Origin of the sequence: Ancylobacter rudongensis (genome assembly GCF_900100155.1) — a bacterium.
Lineage (GTDB): Bacteria > Pseudomonadota > Alphaproteobacteria > Rhizobiales > Xanthobacteraceae > Ancylobacter > Ancylobacter rudongensis.
Genome location: NZ_FMTP01000001.1, coordinates 649359 through 664042, shown reverse-complemented (window position 1 = coordinate 664042; position 14684 = coordinate 649359). Strand labels below are relative to the sequence as shown.

The window sequence follows — 14684 nt, the reverse complement described above, 5'->3', positions numbered from 1 at the left end:
CGACACGCCGCGCCGCAGGTGCGCGCTTCAGCGCACCGCCTGCATGTGCTGTTCGAGATAGACCAGCGCCATGGCCCGCTCATCCGGGCTGGCGTTCGAGAAGGCGTCCTCATAGAGGTCCACCACCCACTTGTCCTGCGGGCCGGCGGCGGCGTCGCGGGCGAGGGTGAGCCACATCAGGCCGCGCGCGGCCTGGCGGGGAATGCCGTCATCGCCCTTGAACAGCAGCCCGCCCAGCGCCGCCTGCGCCTGATACTGGCCCTTCTGCGCCGCCAGCCCCAGCCAGCGCGCGGCAAAGCGCGGGTCACGATCGACGCCATCGCCGTCGATATAGAGCCGGGCCAGGTGATACTGCGCGCCCGGATCGCCGAAATAGGAGGCGGCATAGGCGAACATGTCGCGCGCGCGGGTGGCGTCGCGGCGCACCTTGGTATTGGGAATGCCGACCAGATAATAGGCGCCGAGCGCCACGAAGGCATCCGCCGCGAAGCGCGCCTCCGGCGTCGCCGGGTTGTCGTCGGCGTGCATGTTGGCGATCTGGCTGAAATATTCGAACGCCTTGATGTCGTTGCGCTCGACGCCCTCGCCTTCCGCATACATGCGGCCCAGCTTCCACTGCGCGCCGGCATGGCCCTTTTCGGCCGCGTAGCGCAGCGAATCGATGCCCTGCTCGGTCTGGCCCGAACGCAGCGCCTGCGCGCCGAAGCGCACCGATTCTTCGATGGTGCGGGGCTTGCCCGCCGGCACGGCCGCACCGGGCGGCGCGTCGGCGCCGGGCGTGCCGTCGAAGGCGGAGGCCACCGACGGCGCCAGCACCAGCGCGCAAAGGAGGATAAGGGGCTTGAAGCCCGAGAGATCATACATCCGCATAGCACGCCGTCTCGGCCGCGCCGCCGGGGTGGGTGACCGCGCCATCACGGGCGGGTCCCACGGCCTGCGCGAACTTCCAGATGGCCCCCGAGCCGACGGGCGAAGGACGCGGTTTCCACTCCGCCCGGCGGGCGGCGAGCTCCTCGTCCGAAAGCGCCACGTCAAGCGTGCCCTCGATCGCGTCGATGGTGATGATGTCGCCGTCGCGGATGAGCCCGATCGGGCCGCCGACCGCCGCCTCCGGCCCGACATGGCCGATGCAGAAGCCGCGCGTGGCGCCCGAAAAGCGCCCATCGGTGATCAGCGCCACCTTGTCGCCCGCCCCCTGCCCGTACAGGGCAGCGGTGGTGGACAGCATTTCCCGCATGCCGGGGCCGCCCTTGGGGCCCTCATAGCGGATGACCAGCACGTCGCCTTCTTCATAGGCGCGGTGGGTCACGGCCTCGAAGCAGGCTTCCTCGCCATCGAAGCAGCGGGCCGGGCCGGTGAATTTCTGGTTCTTCAGGCCCGCCACCTTCACGATCGCGCCTTCGGGGGCGAGATTGCCCTGCAGGCCGACCACGCCGCCGGTGACGGAGATCGGGTCATTGGCCGGGCGCACCACGTCCTGGTGCGGGTTCCATTTCACCGAGGCGAGGTTCTCGGCGATGGTGCGGCCGGTCACGGTGAGGCAGTCGCCATGCAGGAAGCCGTGATCCAGCAGCGTCTTCATCAGCAGCGGAATGCCGCCGGCCTCGAACATGTCCTTGGCGACATAGCGCCCGCCGGGCTTGAGATCGGCGATATAGGGCGTGCGCTTGAAGATCTCGGCGACGTCGAACAGGTCGAACTTGATGCCGGCCTCATGCGCCATCGCCGGCAAATGCAGCGCCGCATTGGTCGAGCCGCCCGAGGCGGCGACCACGGTGGCCGCGTTCTCCAGCGCCTTCAGCGTGACGATGTCGCGCGGGCGGATATTGCGGGCGACGAGGTCCATGATCTGCTCGCCGGCCGCCATGCAGAAGCGGTCGCGGATCTCGTAAGGCGCCGGCGCGCCGGCCGAATAAGGCAGAGCGAGGCCGATCGCCTCGGAAACGGTGGCCATGGTGTTGGCGGTGAACTGCGCGCCGCAGGCGCCGGCGGAGGGGCAGGCGACCTGCTCCAGCTCGTCGAGATCCTCGTCGGACATGAGGCCGACCGAGTGTTTGCCGACCGCCTCGAACATGTCCTGCACCGTCACCGGCTGGCCACGGAAGGAGCCCGGCAGGATCGAGCCGCCATAGATGAAGATCGACGGCACGTTGAGGCGCAGCATCGCCATCATCATGCCCGGCAGCGACTTGTCGCAGCCCGCCAGGCCGACCAGCGCGTCATAGGCATGGCCGCGAATGGTGAGCTCGACCGAATCGGCGATGACCTCGCGCGAGGCGAGCGAGGCCTTCATGCCGTCATGGCCCATGGCGATGCCGTCGGTGACGGTGATGGTGCAGAATTCGCGCGGCGTGCCATTGGCGCTGGCGACGCCCTTCTTCACCGCCTGCGCCTGGCGCATCAGCGAGATGTTGCAGGGCGCGGCCTCGTTCCAGCACGAGGCGACGCCGACCAGCGGCTGGTGGATCTGCTCGCGGGTCAGACCCATCGCGTAGAGATAGGAACGGTGCGGCGCGCGCGACGGGCCTTCCGTCACATGGCGGCTCGGCAGGTTCCGCTTGTCGATGATTGTCCTGACGTCCATTTTCTTCACGCATCCCGGTGCGGGGGCTTCTTGTCGGCGCCGCATCCGACACCTTTATCCCCCGTCTATCCGTCGGATTTCGTGCCGGTTTGTGGCGGCTTCGCGGCGTGCGCGCCGTGGTCTTGGGTTATGGTTGCGAATGCGTGACACTGTTGCCAGCCAGTCACAAAAACGCGATAGCGAAATGATGGGAAAAACAGCCCCCTAACGTGTCCGTGGGGAGGTCGAGAAACCAGGGAGAGCAACGTGGCGAGCGGCAATATCGTGGAGCGCCTGCGGGCGATGGCGGCGGATCTGGACCAGTTTCGCCGCGACAAGGTCGAGGACGAGCTGTCGGAAGCCGCCGACGTCATCGAGCGCCTGCGGGCGGAACTCGACCGGATGGACAAGCTGCTGGAGGCGGCGCGTCAGGCGTCCGCGACAAGCGGCGAAAACTAAACGCGCACTAGCCCTGTGCGGCTCCAGCAACGCTGAATCTTGACGGCTACAGATTGCGGCTCAGCCAGCCGGCGCTGGTGACGCCGCGCGTGTCACGCAGGGTCTGGACTACGGCATCCAGCTCCTCGCTTCGCGCCGAGGTGGCGACCAGCCGGGCCGTCAGTTCCTCCAACTCGTCGCCGCGGCGGTTGGCCGTCACGTCGGCGACCGGATATTTGGCGGCCTGCAGTTCCGCCACCAGACGCATCCTCATATCGGCCGCCCGCGCCGTATCCACCACGATGACGACTTCGAAGATCGCCTCGCCAGTGCGCACGTCCGTCGGCAGCCGTTCCAGCCACAGCGCCAGCGGGCGTAGCGAGATGTTCCCGACAAGGACGAAGACCGTCAGCAGACCGGCCTGCGCGATGAGGTCGGCCCCCGCGCACGCACCGACCGCCGCCGCGCACCACAGCGTCGCCGCCGTGTTCAGGCCACGGATGTTGGCGCCCTCCTTCATGATGACGCCGGCGCCGAGGAAGCCGATCCCCGACACCACATAGGCGATCACCCGAACCGCACCGTCGGGGCCCGCGAGGTGCATCGCCATATCGACGAACTGGCAAGCGCCAACCGCCACCAGAACATTTGTCCGAAGACCTGCCGTACGCTGACGCCACTGCCGCTCCGCCCCGATCAGGGTTGCAAAGGCGAAAGCCGCGAGGAGGCTCGCCAGCGTGTCGAAGAAGTCGCTGGCGTGAAAGGTCTGAAGGAACTGCATGACGTCCTCGGCGAGCTGGGGATAGCGCACGTCACGGCGCGGGCGCCACCCCTATACCACGCGGGGTGGCGCGCCAGCTGCCTAGCCAGCCCGGCCTGCGTCAGCCCGCCCGGCCGAGCCGGGCCAGCGCCTCGCCGATCTTGGCGGCACGCTCGGACGCCGATTCGCGGCGCTCGCGCTGCTCCTCGATAACTTCCTCAGGTGCACGTTTGATGAAATCGGCATTGCCGAGCTTGGCATCGACCTTGGCGATGTCGTCCCGCGCCTTGGCCAGTTCCTTGGCGAGGCGCGCGCCTTCCGCCTCCATGTCGATGACGCCCGCCAGCGGCAGCGCCGCCGTCTCGCCGCGCACCACGATCTGCACCGAACCTGCCGGGGCTTCCGCCTCGAAGGCGATCGAGGAGAGGCGGGCCAGGCGCGTCAGCGTGTCGAGCCACACCACCACCCGCTCGCGCACCTCTTCCGGTACGCCCACCAGCACGAGCGGGAGCTGCGCGCCGGCCGGCACGTTCATCTCGGCACGGACCGAGCGGATTTCGGTGATGAGGTCGAGCAGCCAGCCGATCTCGGCTTCCGCGTCCGGCGCCTCCAGCCCTTCCAGTGCCGGCCACTCCGCCAGCGCCAGCAGGCTGGCGCGCGGCGCGCCGGTCTCGGCGGTGCGCGCCCACAGCTCTTCCGTGAGGAAGGGCATGAAAGGGTGCAGCATCTTGAGGATTTCGTCGAGCACGAAGGCGGTGGTCGCCCGCGTCTCGTCCTTCCAGCCGCCATTGCCGTTGAAAACCGGCTTGGCAAGTTCGAGATACCAGTCGCAGAAGATGTTCCACACGAAGCGATAGGCCGCGCCGGCCGCCTCGTTGAACCTGTAGGCTTCCAGCGCCTGGGTGATCTCGGTGCCGGCCTTCTGCGTCTCCGAGAGGATCCAGCGGTTGAGCCGGGATTCGGCGTTGCGCGGCACGAAGGCGGGATCGCGGCCGCAGCCATTCATCTCGGCGAAGCGGGCGGCGTTCCACAGCTTGGTGGAGAAGTTGCGGTAGCCCTCGACGCGGGCCGGGGCGAGCTTGATGTCGCGGCCCTGCGCCGCCATCGCCGCCAGGGTGAAGCGCAGCGCGTCGGCGCCGTATTTCGACACCAGGTCGAGCGGGTCGATGACGTTGCCCTTGGACTTCGACATCTTGGCGCCCTTCTCGTCGCGGACGAGGGCGTGGATGTAGACATCCTTGAACGGCACGTCGGGCATGAAGTGCAGGCCCATCATCATCATCCGGGCGACCCAGAAGAAGATGATGTCGAAGCCGGTGATCAGCACGGTGGTGGGATAGAAGCGCGCGACTTCCGCGCTCTCGTCCGGCCAGCCGAGCGTCGAGAACGGCCACAGGGCGGAGGAGAACCAGGTGTCGAGCACGTCCTCGTCGCGGGTGATCAGCGCCGCCCGCTTTTCCGGGTCGGCGGCAAGCTCCTGCGCCTCGGCGTCGGTGATGATGCCGTTCTGCACGCAGTGGGCGAGCGCGGCGGCGACCGCTGCCTCTTCCGTCTCCTCGACGAACACCGTGCCGTCCGGCCCGTACCAGGCCGGGATCTGGTGGCCCCACCAGAGCTGGCGCGAGACGCACCAAGGCTGGATGTTCTCCAGCCACTCGAAATAGGTCTTCTCCCAGTTCTTCGGCACGAAGTTGGTCCGCCCCTCGCGCACGGCGGCGAGCGCCGGCTGGGCGAGGGTGTGGGCGTCGACATACCACTGGTCGGTCAGCCAGGGCTCGATGACGACATTGGAGCGGTCGCCGTGCGGCACCATGTGGGTGTGCGGCTCGATCCGGTCGAGCACGCCGCGCTCCTCCAGCAGCGCGACGATGGCCTTGCGCGCCGCCTCGCGCGAGAGGCCGTCGAGCGCCAGCGCGGCGTCGAGTTCGGCGCCGGGCTGGGCGCCCGCGAGGAAATCTTCATTGCCGGCCAACGTGATCCGCGCCTCGGCGTCGAGCACGTTGATCATCGGCAGGTCGTGCCGGCGACCGACCTCGAAATCGTTGAAGTCGTGTGCCGGGGTGATCTTCACCGCGCCGGTGCCCTTGGTCGGGTCGGAATACTCGTCCGGCACGATCGGGATCAGCCGGCCGACCAGCGGCAGCCGCACCTTAGCCCCCGCGGCCACGAGGCCCTGATAGCGCGGGTCTTCCGGATGGACGGCGACCGCCGTGTCGCCGAGCATGGTCTCGGGGCGGGTGGTGGCGACGACGATATAGTCGCGGGTCTCGAACTCGTAGGGCTGGTCGTTCTCATCAAAAGCGATCGGGTGCTCATAGGTCACGCCGTCGGCCAAGGGGTAGCGCAGGTGCCAGAGATGGCCCTTCACCTCGACCTGCAGCACTTCCAGATCGGAAATGGCGGACTGGAACTTCGGGTCCCAGTTGACCAGCCGCTTGTCCTTGTAGATCAGCCCTTCCTTGTAGAGCCGGACGAACACCTTGAGGACGGCGCGGGACAGGCCCTCATCCATGGTGAAGCGCTCGCGCGACCAGTCGCAGGAAGCGCCCAGCTTCTTCAGCTGGTTGATGATGGTGCCGCCGGATTCTTCCTTCCACGCCCAGATGCGCTCGACGAAGGCGGTTCGGCCCATGTCGCGGCGGCCGGGCAGCTGGCGCTCGGCGAGCTGGCGTTCCACCACCATCTGGGTGGCGATGCCGGCATGGTCGGTGCCGACCTGCCAGAGCACGTCCTTGCCGCGCATGCGCTCGAAGCGGCAGAGAATGTCCTGCAGCGTGTTGTTGAGCGCGTGCCCCATATGGAGCGAGCCGGTGACGTTGGGCGGCGGGATGACGATGCAATAGGGCTCGGCCCCTGCCCGCTCCGGACGTCCGGCCTTGAAGGCACCCGCCTCCACCCAGCTCTGGTAGATGCGGTCTTCGACGGCGGCGGGATCGAACCTGTTGTCGAGCATTTTGGCTCCGGCACCTGAATGGAATGGGTGCGAGAGAAAGCGGAGCGGATGCCTCAAGTCAACTCGCCAGAGGTGAAGCCCCACCTAAAGCGCCGGATCGGCCCCGGCTTTGCACCACGCAGGGGTGGCCGGGCGCCCGCGTCGCCTACTGCCCGTGACGAGCGACGCGCTCGATTTCCGCCCGCACCAGCCGCTCGACCATGGCCGGAAGATTCTCGTCCAGCCAGGCCTTGAGCATGGGCTTCAGCGCCTCAATGACGAGATCGTCGACCGAACGAGGGGGCGCGGCGCTCATCGTCCGCTGCAGCGAGCCGAAGGCGGCCGACACGGCGCTGCTGGCCGGCGCCGACACCAGCCGCTCGCGCACCGGCTCGGCCGTCTCCGGGGCGGCACTCGGACGGTTGCTGGCGACCAGCCGCGATTCCGACAGGCGCGATTCCGCAAGGCGGGCGTCGGCAAGGCGGGCATCGGCGAGTCGGGAGTCGGCGAGATTGGCCTCATGTCCGCGCGGCTCGGCCGGGCGGACCTCCACGGGACGCGGCTCCGCCGTACGCGCCTCAGGGCGCGGCGCGGGCGCGATCGGCATTGCCGGCGCGGCCTCGTCCTTCACCGGTGCGGCAAGGGCGGCGCCCTCGCGGGCCGGATCGGCAAGGGAGGAACGCGCGGCCGGCGCCGGCATCTCGATGGGTTCGGCAACCGGGTGGGCCACGGCTTCCGGCGCGGACGCCGTGTCAGCGGCGGTCCGGGCGGGTTCCGGCGACACCGGCTCCACCGTCGCCGGTCCGGAATCGGGGGTGAGGGCCGGCGTGGCGGATGCCGGCGCGGCAGCGGCCCGCAGAGGCTCGGCCGGCGGCTCAACCGACGCAGCCCCGGAAGCGGCCGGCTCGGTCAGCGCCACATTGGCCAGTTCGGCCTGCACGGCCTGCTCCACCAGAGCGAGATCGAGCAGCGCCGCCGCCAGCGGCTTGTCGAGATCGCTGTCGAGCGGCGCCAGCGGCTTGACCACCGACGGCCGGGCGAAAGACGGCCGCACCGGCGGCAGCGCGGCCATGCCGGGCCCGCCGAGCGGGGTGTTCAGTGAGGAACCCAGCGCCGGCCGGGCCGGAACGGCGCTTGCCGGCGCGCGCGCCTCGGGCGTGAAGGCCGGCGCCGGGCTCCGCGGCTCGACAAGCCGGGGCTCAGGTCGCGGCCGCGACTCGGTCAGCGGGCGCAGATCGGGCAGAGGGCGGGAGTCGGGAAACAGGCGCGGCTCGACGCGGCGCGGTTCGGGCGCGCGGCTCTCGCTCGCCGGGCGGGCCGGCAGCGGCACGTCGAGAGCGCGGGCGGCGGAACCACCGGAATAGACGCCGGACGACGGCGCACGCGCTGCCATCGCCGAGGGGGCGAACGCGGGAGCGGCAAGTGCCGGGGCAGCGACCGTCACCGGGCGCGGCGTGAACGGGTCGGCCGCCGGGGCGCGGCCACGCGGGGCGTAGTCCACCGGGCTCTCAACCCGCTCGCGGTAGGGTGACGGCGCATAGGACAGCGCCTCGGCGGATTCCGTGCTCGCGGCGGGCCGCTGCGGCGCGGCGGGACGGACCGCCGGCTCACGGGCCGGAGCGGCCGCCCGGCTGGCCGGGGCTTCGCGGCCTGACGCTTCACGGTTGTCGCGCGCCGGGCGCGCGGCGTCGCTGCGTGCCGCCGCCGGATCGGCGGCGACCTCGTCGGAAATGATGCGACGGATGGAGGCCAGGATTTCCTCCATCGACGGCTCACTGCCTCTCGCATTCACCGGCATGCGCTGCTTTCCGATCCCAGGGTTGACGGCGCCCGGCCGAGGCACACGACTCAACCCGTTAACACTTCGTAAAGTGTGAACCGCCCACGGCGGAACGCCAAGATGTAACCCAACCGGACCAACAACGTTCGACAGCTAAGGTTAACGCCGCCCGCATTTTCGCGTGTGGCTGGCGCTCCCGTCTTCCCGCTACCGCCGGTGCCGACCCTCTCGGCGGCCGGCGGGCGGGACAAGCCTCACTGCCCGCCGGGCGTGCGCACGCCGATCCAGGCGTCGCGCACCTGATTGTAGTGGACCTGCGGGTTGTAGACCGGAACCTTGAGCCCGAGCTTGACCGCGCTCAGATTGCCGCTAGCGGAAAGAACCGCATAGGAGGCGACGACCCGGTCGCGCTGGGCGATGACGAGGCTGGCGCGGGCGTCGAACAGCGCCGTCTGCGCGTTCAGCACGTCGAGCGTGGTGCGCTGGCCGACGCGCCATTCCTCGCGCACACCGCGCAGGGCGATCTCGTTCGCCGCCACGGCGGCCTGCGCCGATTCGATGGCCGCCTTCGCCGCTTCGAGCGAACCCCAATACTGGACGACATTGGCCCGCACCTGCTCGCGGTTCACGTCGACCTCGATCCGCAGCTGGCCGAGCGTTTCCTTGGCCTGGCGGATGGTCGCGTATTCGCTGCCGCCCTGGTAGATCGGCACCGACAGGTTGAGCGTCGCGGCGGCGGAGGTCTGCCGGCTCACGGAAAGGCTGCTATTGTAGTCTGAGGAGGCCGAGCCGTTCAGGGTCAGCGTCGGCGACAGCGCCGCCTCGGCCACCTTCACATTGGACAGGCCGGCATCGACGGCGAACTCCGCCGACTTCACCGCCGGATGCCGGGTAAGGCCGGACTCGACGGCGAGCTTCTCGCTCTTCGGCAGCAGGCGGTCGATCGGCCGGCCCGGGCTCAGCTTGGCCGGGCGCAGGCCGATGACCTGGTAGAACACCGCATTGGCGGTGTTGAGGTTCGATTCGGCCAGCGCCAGCTCGCTCTGGGCGTTGGCGACCGAGGCTTCCGCCTGGGCGACGTCGGTGCGGGTGATCTCGCCGACCGAGAAGCGGTCGCGCGCCGCGCGCAGCTCTTCGCGCAGCGCTTCGAGGTTCTGCTTCTGCAGTTCCACCAGCGCCGCGTTCTGCAGCACGTTCATATAGGCGGTGGCGGCATCGAGAAGCACCAGCTGCTCGGTGTTGCGCAGCAATTCGCGCTGCCCGCGCACCTGCGATTCGGCGCTGCGCACCGAGTTTGCAGTCCGCAGGCCATCATAGATGGTCTGGCTGATGGTGATGCCGACACCGGTAGGGTAGGTCTTGGCTACGCTGAGCGAGCTTGACCCCTGCAGCGCGGCATAGCCCGAATCGAGCCGGGTCTCCGCCCATTGCGCGCCAACATAGGCGCTGCCGAACACCTGCGGGCGATAGCCCGCCAGCGCGATCGGCACATACTCGTCCGTAGCGCGGGTGGCAGCGCGCTGCGAATTCAAAGTGGGATTGTTGCGATAGGCGGCTGAAAGCGCCTGATCGAGGGTCTGGGCTTTTGCCGGCACCGCAATGCCGACAAAAAAAGCGACCGCCGCCCACGCGACGACCTTACCCCCGGTAGTCGACACCCACATGTCCAACCTCTGCGAACGCTAATCTGATGGGAATCGCCTGCCCCCGGGCGACTCTCTCAATCTCTGTATGACGCGAACGCAAGATAGGTGCTTGGAGAGGGGCTGTGAACCGCTCGGTTTGGTCCTGTGGACGATTTAGGCGCACACGCGGCAGATCAGCCACAGGGTCGGAATGAAAGCTCTAGAATACAAAGCCCGGCCGCGCCTCGAAGCCCGGCAGCGTCGGCACGGCCGCGTCGAAGACCACCCGCGAGCCCATGCCGCCCGTCGTGTGGGTGAACACCGTCGCACGACCGGCGCGCCCGCGCCCGACCACTGCAACCAGCCGCCCGCCGGGCTTGAGCTGGGCGAGCAGCGCGTCCGGCGCCGCGTCGATCCCGCCATTGAGCAGGATCACGTCGTAGGGCGCCTCGCCCGGCCAGCCAGCGGTCATCGGCCCCTGCACAAAGGCGGCGTTGAGCAGGCCAAGGTCGAGCAGCAGGGCCGAGCCCTGCGCCGCCAGCGCGGCATCTTCCTCAAGCGCCACCACCTGCCCGGCCAGCTTGGCCAGCACGGCGGTGGAATAGCCGCTCGCCGCGCCGACATCGAGCACGAGCGCGTCGGGGCCGATCTCGGCCGCCTGCAGCAGCTTGGCCAGCACCATCGGCTCCATCAGGTAGCGCGCCGGCGCCCCCTCCTTCACCAGCACGTCGTCGTCGATATAGGCGAAGTTGCGCAGGCTGGCGGGAACATAGCGCTCGCGCGGCGTCTCCAGCATGGCGGCGACGATGCGCAGGTCGGTGACGTCGTTGGCACGCACCTGGGCGTCCACCATGGCGCGGCGCAGTTCGGCGAAATCGATCATTCGGCGACAACCTCGAAAGCAGACGGCAAAGCCCGCGCGCGGGGGCCGCGCGGAGACGAGCGCGCACAGGTGGCGCGAGCGAACGGCGCCAGAATTGCGGCAGCCGCGCGTCCATTGCAAGCGTTCTCGGCAGGCGGTCTTGAAGATTTCCAGCCTGGCGTGTCGCCGCCGCCGCCGGCCGATGATCCGGCCGGGGCTTTGGCCCCTCTCGCCAACGGAACGCGCCGCCACGGCGCTCCCGCCGCGCACCACAGCGGTACAATGCCGCATCGCCGCCGGCGCCCACCGGGGACGGTCCGTCGCCGCTGTGTGCGCCCTCCCCTGTTGTCGATACGCCCCGCTATGGCCCCGCGATCGCCCGGCCCGGATCGACCCGGCGCCGCGCGGTCCCCACCTTCTCGCGCCGGGCGCGTTGCTCATCGCCCCTACCTCTGTTATGAGCCGCTCCGGCCCATGAGGCGCTTTGCGGCAACCTCGGTCGGGCCACGTGGCGGAGTGGTTACGCAGCGGACTGCAAATCCGTGCACCCCGGTTCGATTCCGGGCGTGGCCTCCAGTTCACGCACCCGCCGCCGGCCTTGCAAAAATGCCGGCGGCGGGTGTCGTCGCCGCCTTTCTTGGCTGCCGGCGCACCCGCCGTCACGGGTTTGACAACAAGCCGTGATCGTCGTTGATGACCCCGCCCTCCGGCATCTGCGACGCGGAGCGACGGGGCGATGCCCGATCCGGCCGGGCCCGTGAAAAGGATTTTCGCTGATGTTGCCTCCGAAGATGGCCAACGCGCTCCGCAACATGGTCAGCCCCGAGACCCGTGACACGGTCCGCCGGCTGTTCGTTCAGGACGGGCGCCGCCACTGGAAAGGCTACGCGCTGTCCTTCGTCTTCATGGCCTTCATGGCCGGGACGACTTCGGGCCTCGCCTATCTGATGGGCACGGTCATCAACCGCATCTTCGTCGAGCAGAGCACGTCGGCGATCTGGATCCTGTCCGGGGCGGTGGTCGCGCTTTCCGTGACCAAGGGCTTCGCCGCCTATGGCCAGGCGGTCACGCTGGCCAAGGTCGGCAACCGCATCGTCGCCGACAACCAGAAGCGCGTCCTCGACCGGCTGCTGACGCAGGATGTCACCTTCTTCTCGGGCAGCCACACCGCCGAGATCATGATGCGCTTCAACACGGGCGCGCAGGCGGCGCGCAACGTGCTGAACCTCATCATCACCAGTCTCGGGCGCGACCTGCTCTCGGTCATCGGCCTCACCGCCGTGATGATCATCCAGGACCCGTTCATGGCGCTGATCGGCTTCATCGTTATGCCGATCGCGGTCGGTGGCGTGCGCTCGCTGATCCGCAAGGTGCAGAAGATCTTCAGTCGCGAGTTCCACAGCGCGATCCAGATCATGACCGAATCGATCGATGCGTTCCAGGGCATCCGCACCATCAAGTCCTTCACCCTGGAGGATAGCCAGCGGGCCAAGATCTACGGGCGCATCGACAAGATGGAGAAGGCCTCCAACCGGATGATGCGGGCGCAGTCGCAGTCCGGCCCGCTTATGGAGGCGCTGGGCGGCGTCGCCATCGGCCTGGTGGTCATGTATGCCGGCTGGAGCGTGCTGCATGGCGGCCGCACGCCGGGCGAGTTCTTCTCCGTCATCACCGCGCTGCTGCTCTGCTATGAGCCGGCCAAGCGCCTCGCCCGCCTCAATATCGACCTCACCACCCATCTGCTGGGCGCGCGCATGCTGTTCGAGATTCTCGACCGGCCGGCGACCGAGGCGGACGCGCCGGGCACGCCGGAACTCGTCGTTCGCGGCGGTGCGGTCGCCTTCGATGAGGTGGTGTTCAGCTATCGCGAGAGCGAGCCGGTGCTGCGCGGCCTCAGCTTCATTGCCGAGCCCGGCCAGACCACGGCGCTGGTCGGCCCCTCGGGCGGAGGCAAGAGCACGGTGATGAACCTGCTTGAGCGCTTCTACGACGTCGAATCGGGCGTCATCACTATTGACGGCCAGCGGATCGACACCGTCACGCGCCGCTCGCTGCGCCAGGCGATCGGCTTTGTCAGCCAGGATGTGTTCCTGTTCACCGGCACGGTGCGCGAGAACATCGCCGCCGGCCTGCCGGGGGCGACCGAGGAGCAGATCATCGCCGCGGCGCGGTCGGCCCACGCGCATGATTTCATCATGGGCTTCGAGGGCGGCTATGACAGCCGCGTCGGCGAGCGCGGCACCCAACTCTCCGGCGGCCAGCGCCAGCGCATCGCCATTGCCCGCGCCTTCCTGAAGGACGCGCCGATTCTGCTGCTCGACGAGGCCACAGCCGCGCTGGACAGCGAATCCGAGGCCGAGGTGCAGAAGGCGCTGCAATCGCTGCAGACCAACCGCACCACGCTGGTCATCGCCCACCGCCTGCAGACCGTCATCAACGCCGACAAGATCTGCGTCATCGAGAAGGGCCGCGTGGTCGAAAGTGGCCGCCACGAAGAGCTTGTGGCCAAGCGTGGGCGCTACTTCACCTTCCATCAGCTGCAGTTCGCCGGGCAGCAGGAACGCCTCAGCGCCTGAGGATATCCACATGGTGCGGGATCAGGGGTTCACAAACCGATCCCGCATTGCTATATCGCCGCCTCCGAGACGCCACGGCGTCCCCGGTCCCTGATAGCTCAGTTGGTAGAGCGTTCGACTGTTAATCGAATGGTCGCAGGTTCGAGTCCTGCTCAGGGAGCCACCCCCCTTTTTCCGGGGCGGCTCAGGGTTTACCCAGATCACTCCCCGTACTCGACGCGCGTGCTGGATGAACTCTTCTCCAGCCTCCGATCGCCGCCCCAGTCCGGGCCAGTCAGCCTCCCATCCCGCGAATTTTTCGGCCGGGGGCGGATCGAGAAATCCCCACGGGCCTGTGACGCGCTGGATGTCGCGCGGATGCGGCGGGTGTTCGAGGACGGCCCGCCTCGGCGGAAGAAGCGGCCAAGCCGCCGCGCGCATCTGCTGCGCCATGCCCTCGGGCAGGGCCTGCGCGTGGGCCAGTTCCTCGCCCGCCTGGAAAAGCGCAACGACGAGCACTAGCGGCCACGTCACGAACCGTCGGTGCGCTCCAGGTTCAGCCTTTGCCGGCGCTCAGCACGAAGAACGGGACATCACCGGCATAGGGCGAGGCGGGAAAGAGCTGCTGCCAGGCGCGGAGGGCGGAAAATCCCGCCTCCTCCAGCATGAGACGCATCTGCGGCTCGGTGAGCCCCTCATGCAGCGGCAGGCGGGCGGCCAGCTCGGCGGCATAGGTTGAGCGATAGCGCGGGGCGACCGACCAGAGCCCGTCGGACACGACAAGCCGCCCGCCCGGGCGCAGCAAGCGATGGGCGGTGCGCAGCGCCTGCATCGGCTGTTCGAGCGTCCAGAGCACGTTGCGAAGGGTGACGATATCGGCGCAGCCGTCCTCGGCCGGGATGTCGGCGATCAGCGCCGTCTCGAACGCCGCCTCGACCCCCGCCGCGCGTGCGGCGGCGCGGGCCGCCGCGACCATGCCGGGCGCGGCGTCGTAACCCCGCACCCGGTGGCCGAGCCCGGCGGCGATGAGGGCGCAGGCGCCGGTGCCGCTGCCGAGATCGACCACATCGCGCGGGCCGTCGGCCTCGAAGGCGGCCTGCAGCACCGCGCGCCAGAGCCCACCCTGCGCGACATGCGAGGCGACACCGTCGAACAGCGGCGCGCGGGCG

At 68.9% G+C, this 14684-nt stretch carries 11 protein-coding genes and 2 tRNA genes; 5 read left to right on the top strand and 8 right to left on the bottom strand.

Annotation, left to right across the window (positions count from 1 at the left end):
• Positions 1–27 precede the first annotated feature (27 nt).
• Both BLO63_RS03005 and ilvD read right to left on the bottom strand, forming a co-directional pair.
• Complete coding sequence (locus BLO63_RS03005) at positions 28–864, bottom strand: tetratricopeptide repeat protein (RefSeq protein ID WP_091436599.1); 837 nt, start codon at positions 862–864, stop codon at positions 28–30.
• On the bottom strand, positions 857–2584 hold the full coding sequence (ilvD, locus tag BLO63_RS03000; RefSeq protein WP_091436597.1) for a dihydroxy-acid dehydratase: 1728 nt from the start codon (positions 2582–2584) through the stop codon (positions 857–859). The genes BLO63_RS03005 and ilvD overlap by 8 nt, the downstream gene beginning before the upstream one ends.
• Before the next feature lie 246 nt (positions 2585–2830).
• Here ilvD and BLO63_RS02995 point away from each other — a divergent pair, with 246 nt between their 5' ends.
• The gene (locus BLO63_RS02995; RefSeq protein WP_091436596.1) at positions 2831–3022 is read left to right on the top strand and encodes a hypothetical protein; all 192 of its coding nucleotides are present in this window, start codon (positions 2831–2833) and stop codon (positions 3020–3022) included.
• A 46-nt stretch (positions 3023–3068) separates the two neighbouring features.
• On the opposite strand, the gene BLO63_RS02990 is transcribed toward BLO63_RS02995, so the two are convergent.
• From BLO63_RS02990 to BLO63_RS02970, 5 genes are all read right to left on the bottom strand, one after another.
• On the bottom strand, positions 3069–3782 hold the full coding sequence (locus BLO63_RS02990) for an MgtC/SapB family protein (RefSeq protein WP_091437254.1): 714 nt from the start codon (positions 3780–3782) through the stop codon (positions 3069–3071).
• A gap of 100 nt (positions 3783–3882) precedes the next feature.
• On the bottom strand, positions 3883–6714 hold the full coding sequence (locus tag BLO63_RS02985) for a valine--tRNA ligase (RefSeq protein ID WP_091436594.1): 2832 nt from the start codon (positions 6712–6714) through the stop codon (positions 3883–3885).
• A 145-nt stretch (positions 6715–6859) separates the two neighbouring features.
• Positions 6860–8458, bottom strand: a complete 1599-nt coding sequence (locus tag BLO63_RS02980; RefSeq protein WP_091436593.1) for a DUF2497 domain-containing protein — start codon at positions 8456–8458, stop codon at positions 6860–6862.
• A 269-nt stretch (positions 8459–8727) separates the two neighbouring features.
• Positions 8728–10137: a TolC family outer membrane protein gene (locus BLO63_RS02975; protein ID WP_091436591.1), complete on the bottom strand. Its 1410-nt coding sequence runs from the start codon at positions 10135–10137 to the stop codon at positions 8728–8730.
• A 181-nt stretch (positions 10138–10318) separates the two neighbouring features.
• Positions 10319–10981 (bottom strand): protein-L-isoaspartate O-methyltransferase family protein, encoded by a 663-nt coding sequence (locus tag BLO63_RS02970; RefSeq protein WP_091436590.1) that lies wholly within the window; start codon positions 10979–10981, stop codon positions 10319–10321.
• Between the two features lie 481 nt (positions 10982–11462).
• Here BLO63_RS02970 and BLO63_RS02965 point away from each other — a divergent pair.
• From BLO63_RS02965 to BLO63_RS20895, 4 genes are all read left to right on the top strand, one after another.
• A tRNA-Cys gene (locus tag BLO63_RS02965) sits at positions 11463–11536 on the top strand.
• A 200-nt stretch (positions 11537–11736) separates the two neighbouring features.
• Entirely contained in the window at positions 11737–13536 is a 1800-nt protein-coding gene (locus BLO63_RS02960; RefSeq protein ID WP_091436588.1) for an ABC transporter ATP-binding protein, read from the top strand.
• An 87-nt stretch (positions 13537–13623) separates the two neighbouring features.
• A tRNA-Asn gene (locus BLO63_RS02955) sits at positions 13624–13699 on the top strand.
• A 59-nt stretch (positions 13700–13758) separates the two neighbouring features.
• Positions 13759–14037: a hypothetical protein gene (locus BLO63_RS20895; protein WP_143007048.1), complete on the top strand. Its 279-nt coding sequence runs from the start codon at positions 13759–13761 to the stop codon at positions 14035–14037.
• 34 nt (positions 14038–14071) lie between these two features.
• On the opposite strand, the gene BLO63_RS02950 is transcribed toward BLO63_RS20895, so the two are convergent.
• Positions 14072–14620, bottom strand: a complete 549-nt coding sequence (locus BLO63_RS02950; RefSeq protein ID WP_244517572.1) for a class I SAM-dependent methyltransferase — start codon at positions 14618–14620, stop codon at positions 14072–14074.
• Positions 14621–14684 lie beyond the last annotated feature (64 nt).

Excerpts from the sequence above, each read along its gene's own strand:
- BLO63_RS02990 (WP_091437254.1), bottom strand. The coding sequence starts at position 3,782 with ATGCAGTTCCTTCAGACCTTTCACGCCAGCGACTTCTTCGACACGCTG.
- BLO63_RS02960 (WP_091436588.1), top strand. The coding sequence starts at position 11,737 with ATGTTGCCTCCGAAGATGGCCAACGCGCTCCGCAACATGGTCAGCCCC.
- BLO63_RS02980 (WP_091436593.1), bottom strand. The coding sequence starts at position 8,458 with ATGGAGGAAATCCTGGCCTCCATCCGTCGCATCATTTCCGACGAGGTC.
- BLO63_RS03005 (WP_091436599.1), bottom strand. The coding sequence starts at position 864 with ATGTATGATCTCTCGGGCTTCAAGCCCCTTATCCTCCTTTGCGCGCTG.
- BLO63_RS02985 (WP_091436594.1), bottom strand. The coding sequence starts at position 6,714 with ATGCTCGACAACAGGTTCGATCCCGCCGCCGTCGAAGACCGCATCTAC.
- ilvD (WP_091436597.1), bottom strand. The coding sequence starts at position 2,584 with ATGGACGTCAGGACAATCATCGACAAGCGGAACCTGCCGAGCCGCCAT.
- BLO63_RS02975 (WP_091436591.1), bottom strand. The coding sequence starts at position 10,137 with ATGTGGGTGTCGACTACCGGGGGTAAGGTCGTCGCGTGGGCGGCGGTC.
- BLO63_RS02970 (WP_091436590.1), bottom strand. The coding sequence starts at position 10,981 with ATGATCGATTTCGCCGAACTGCGCCGCGCCATGGTGGACGCCCAGGTG.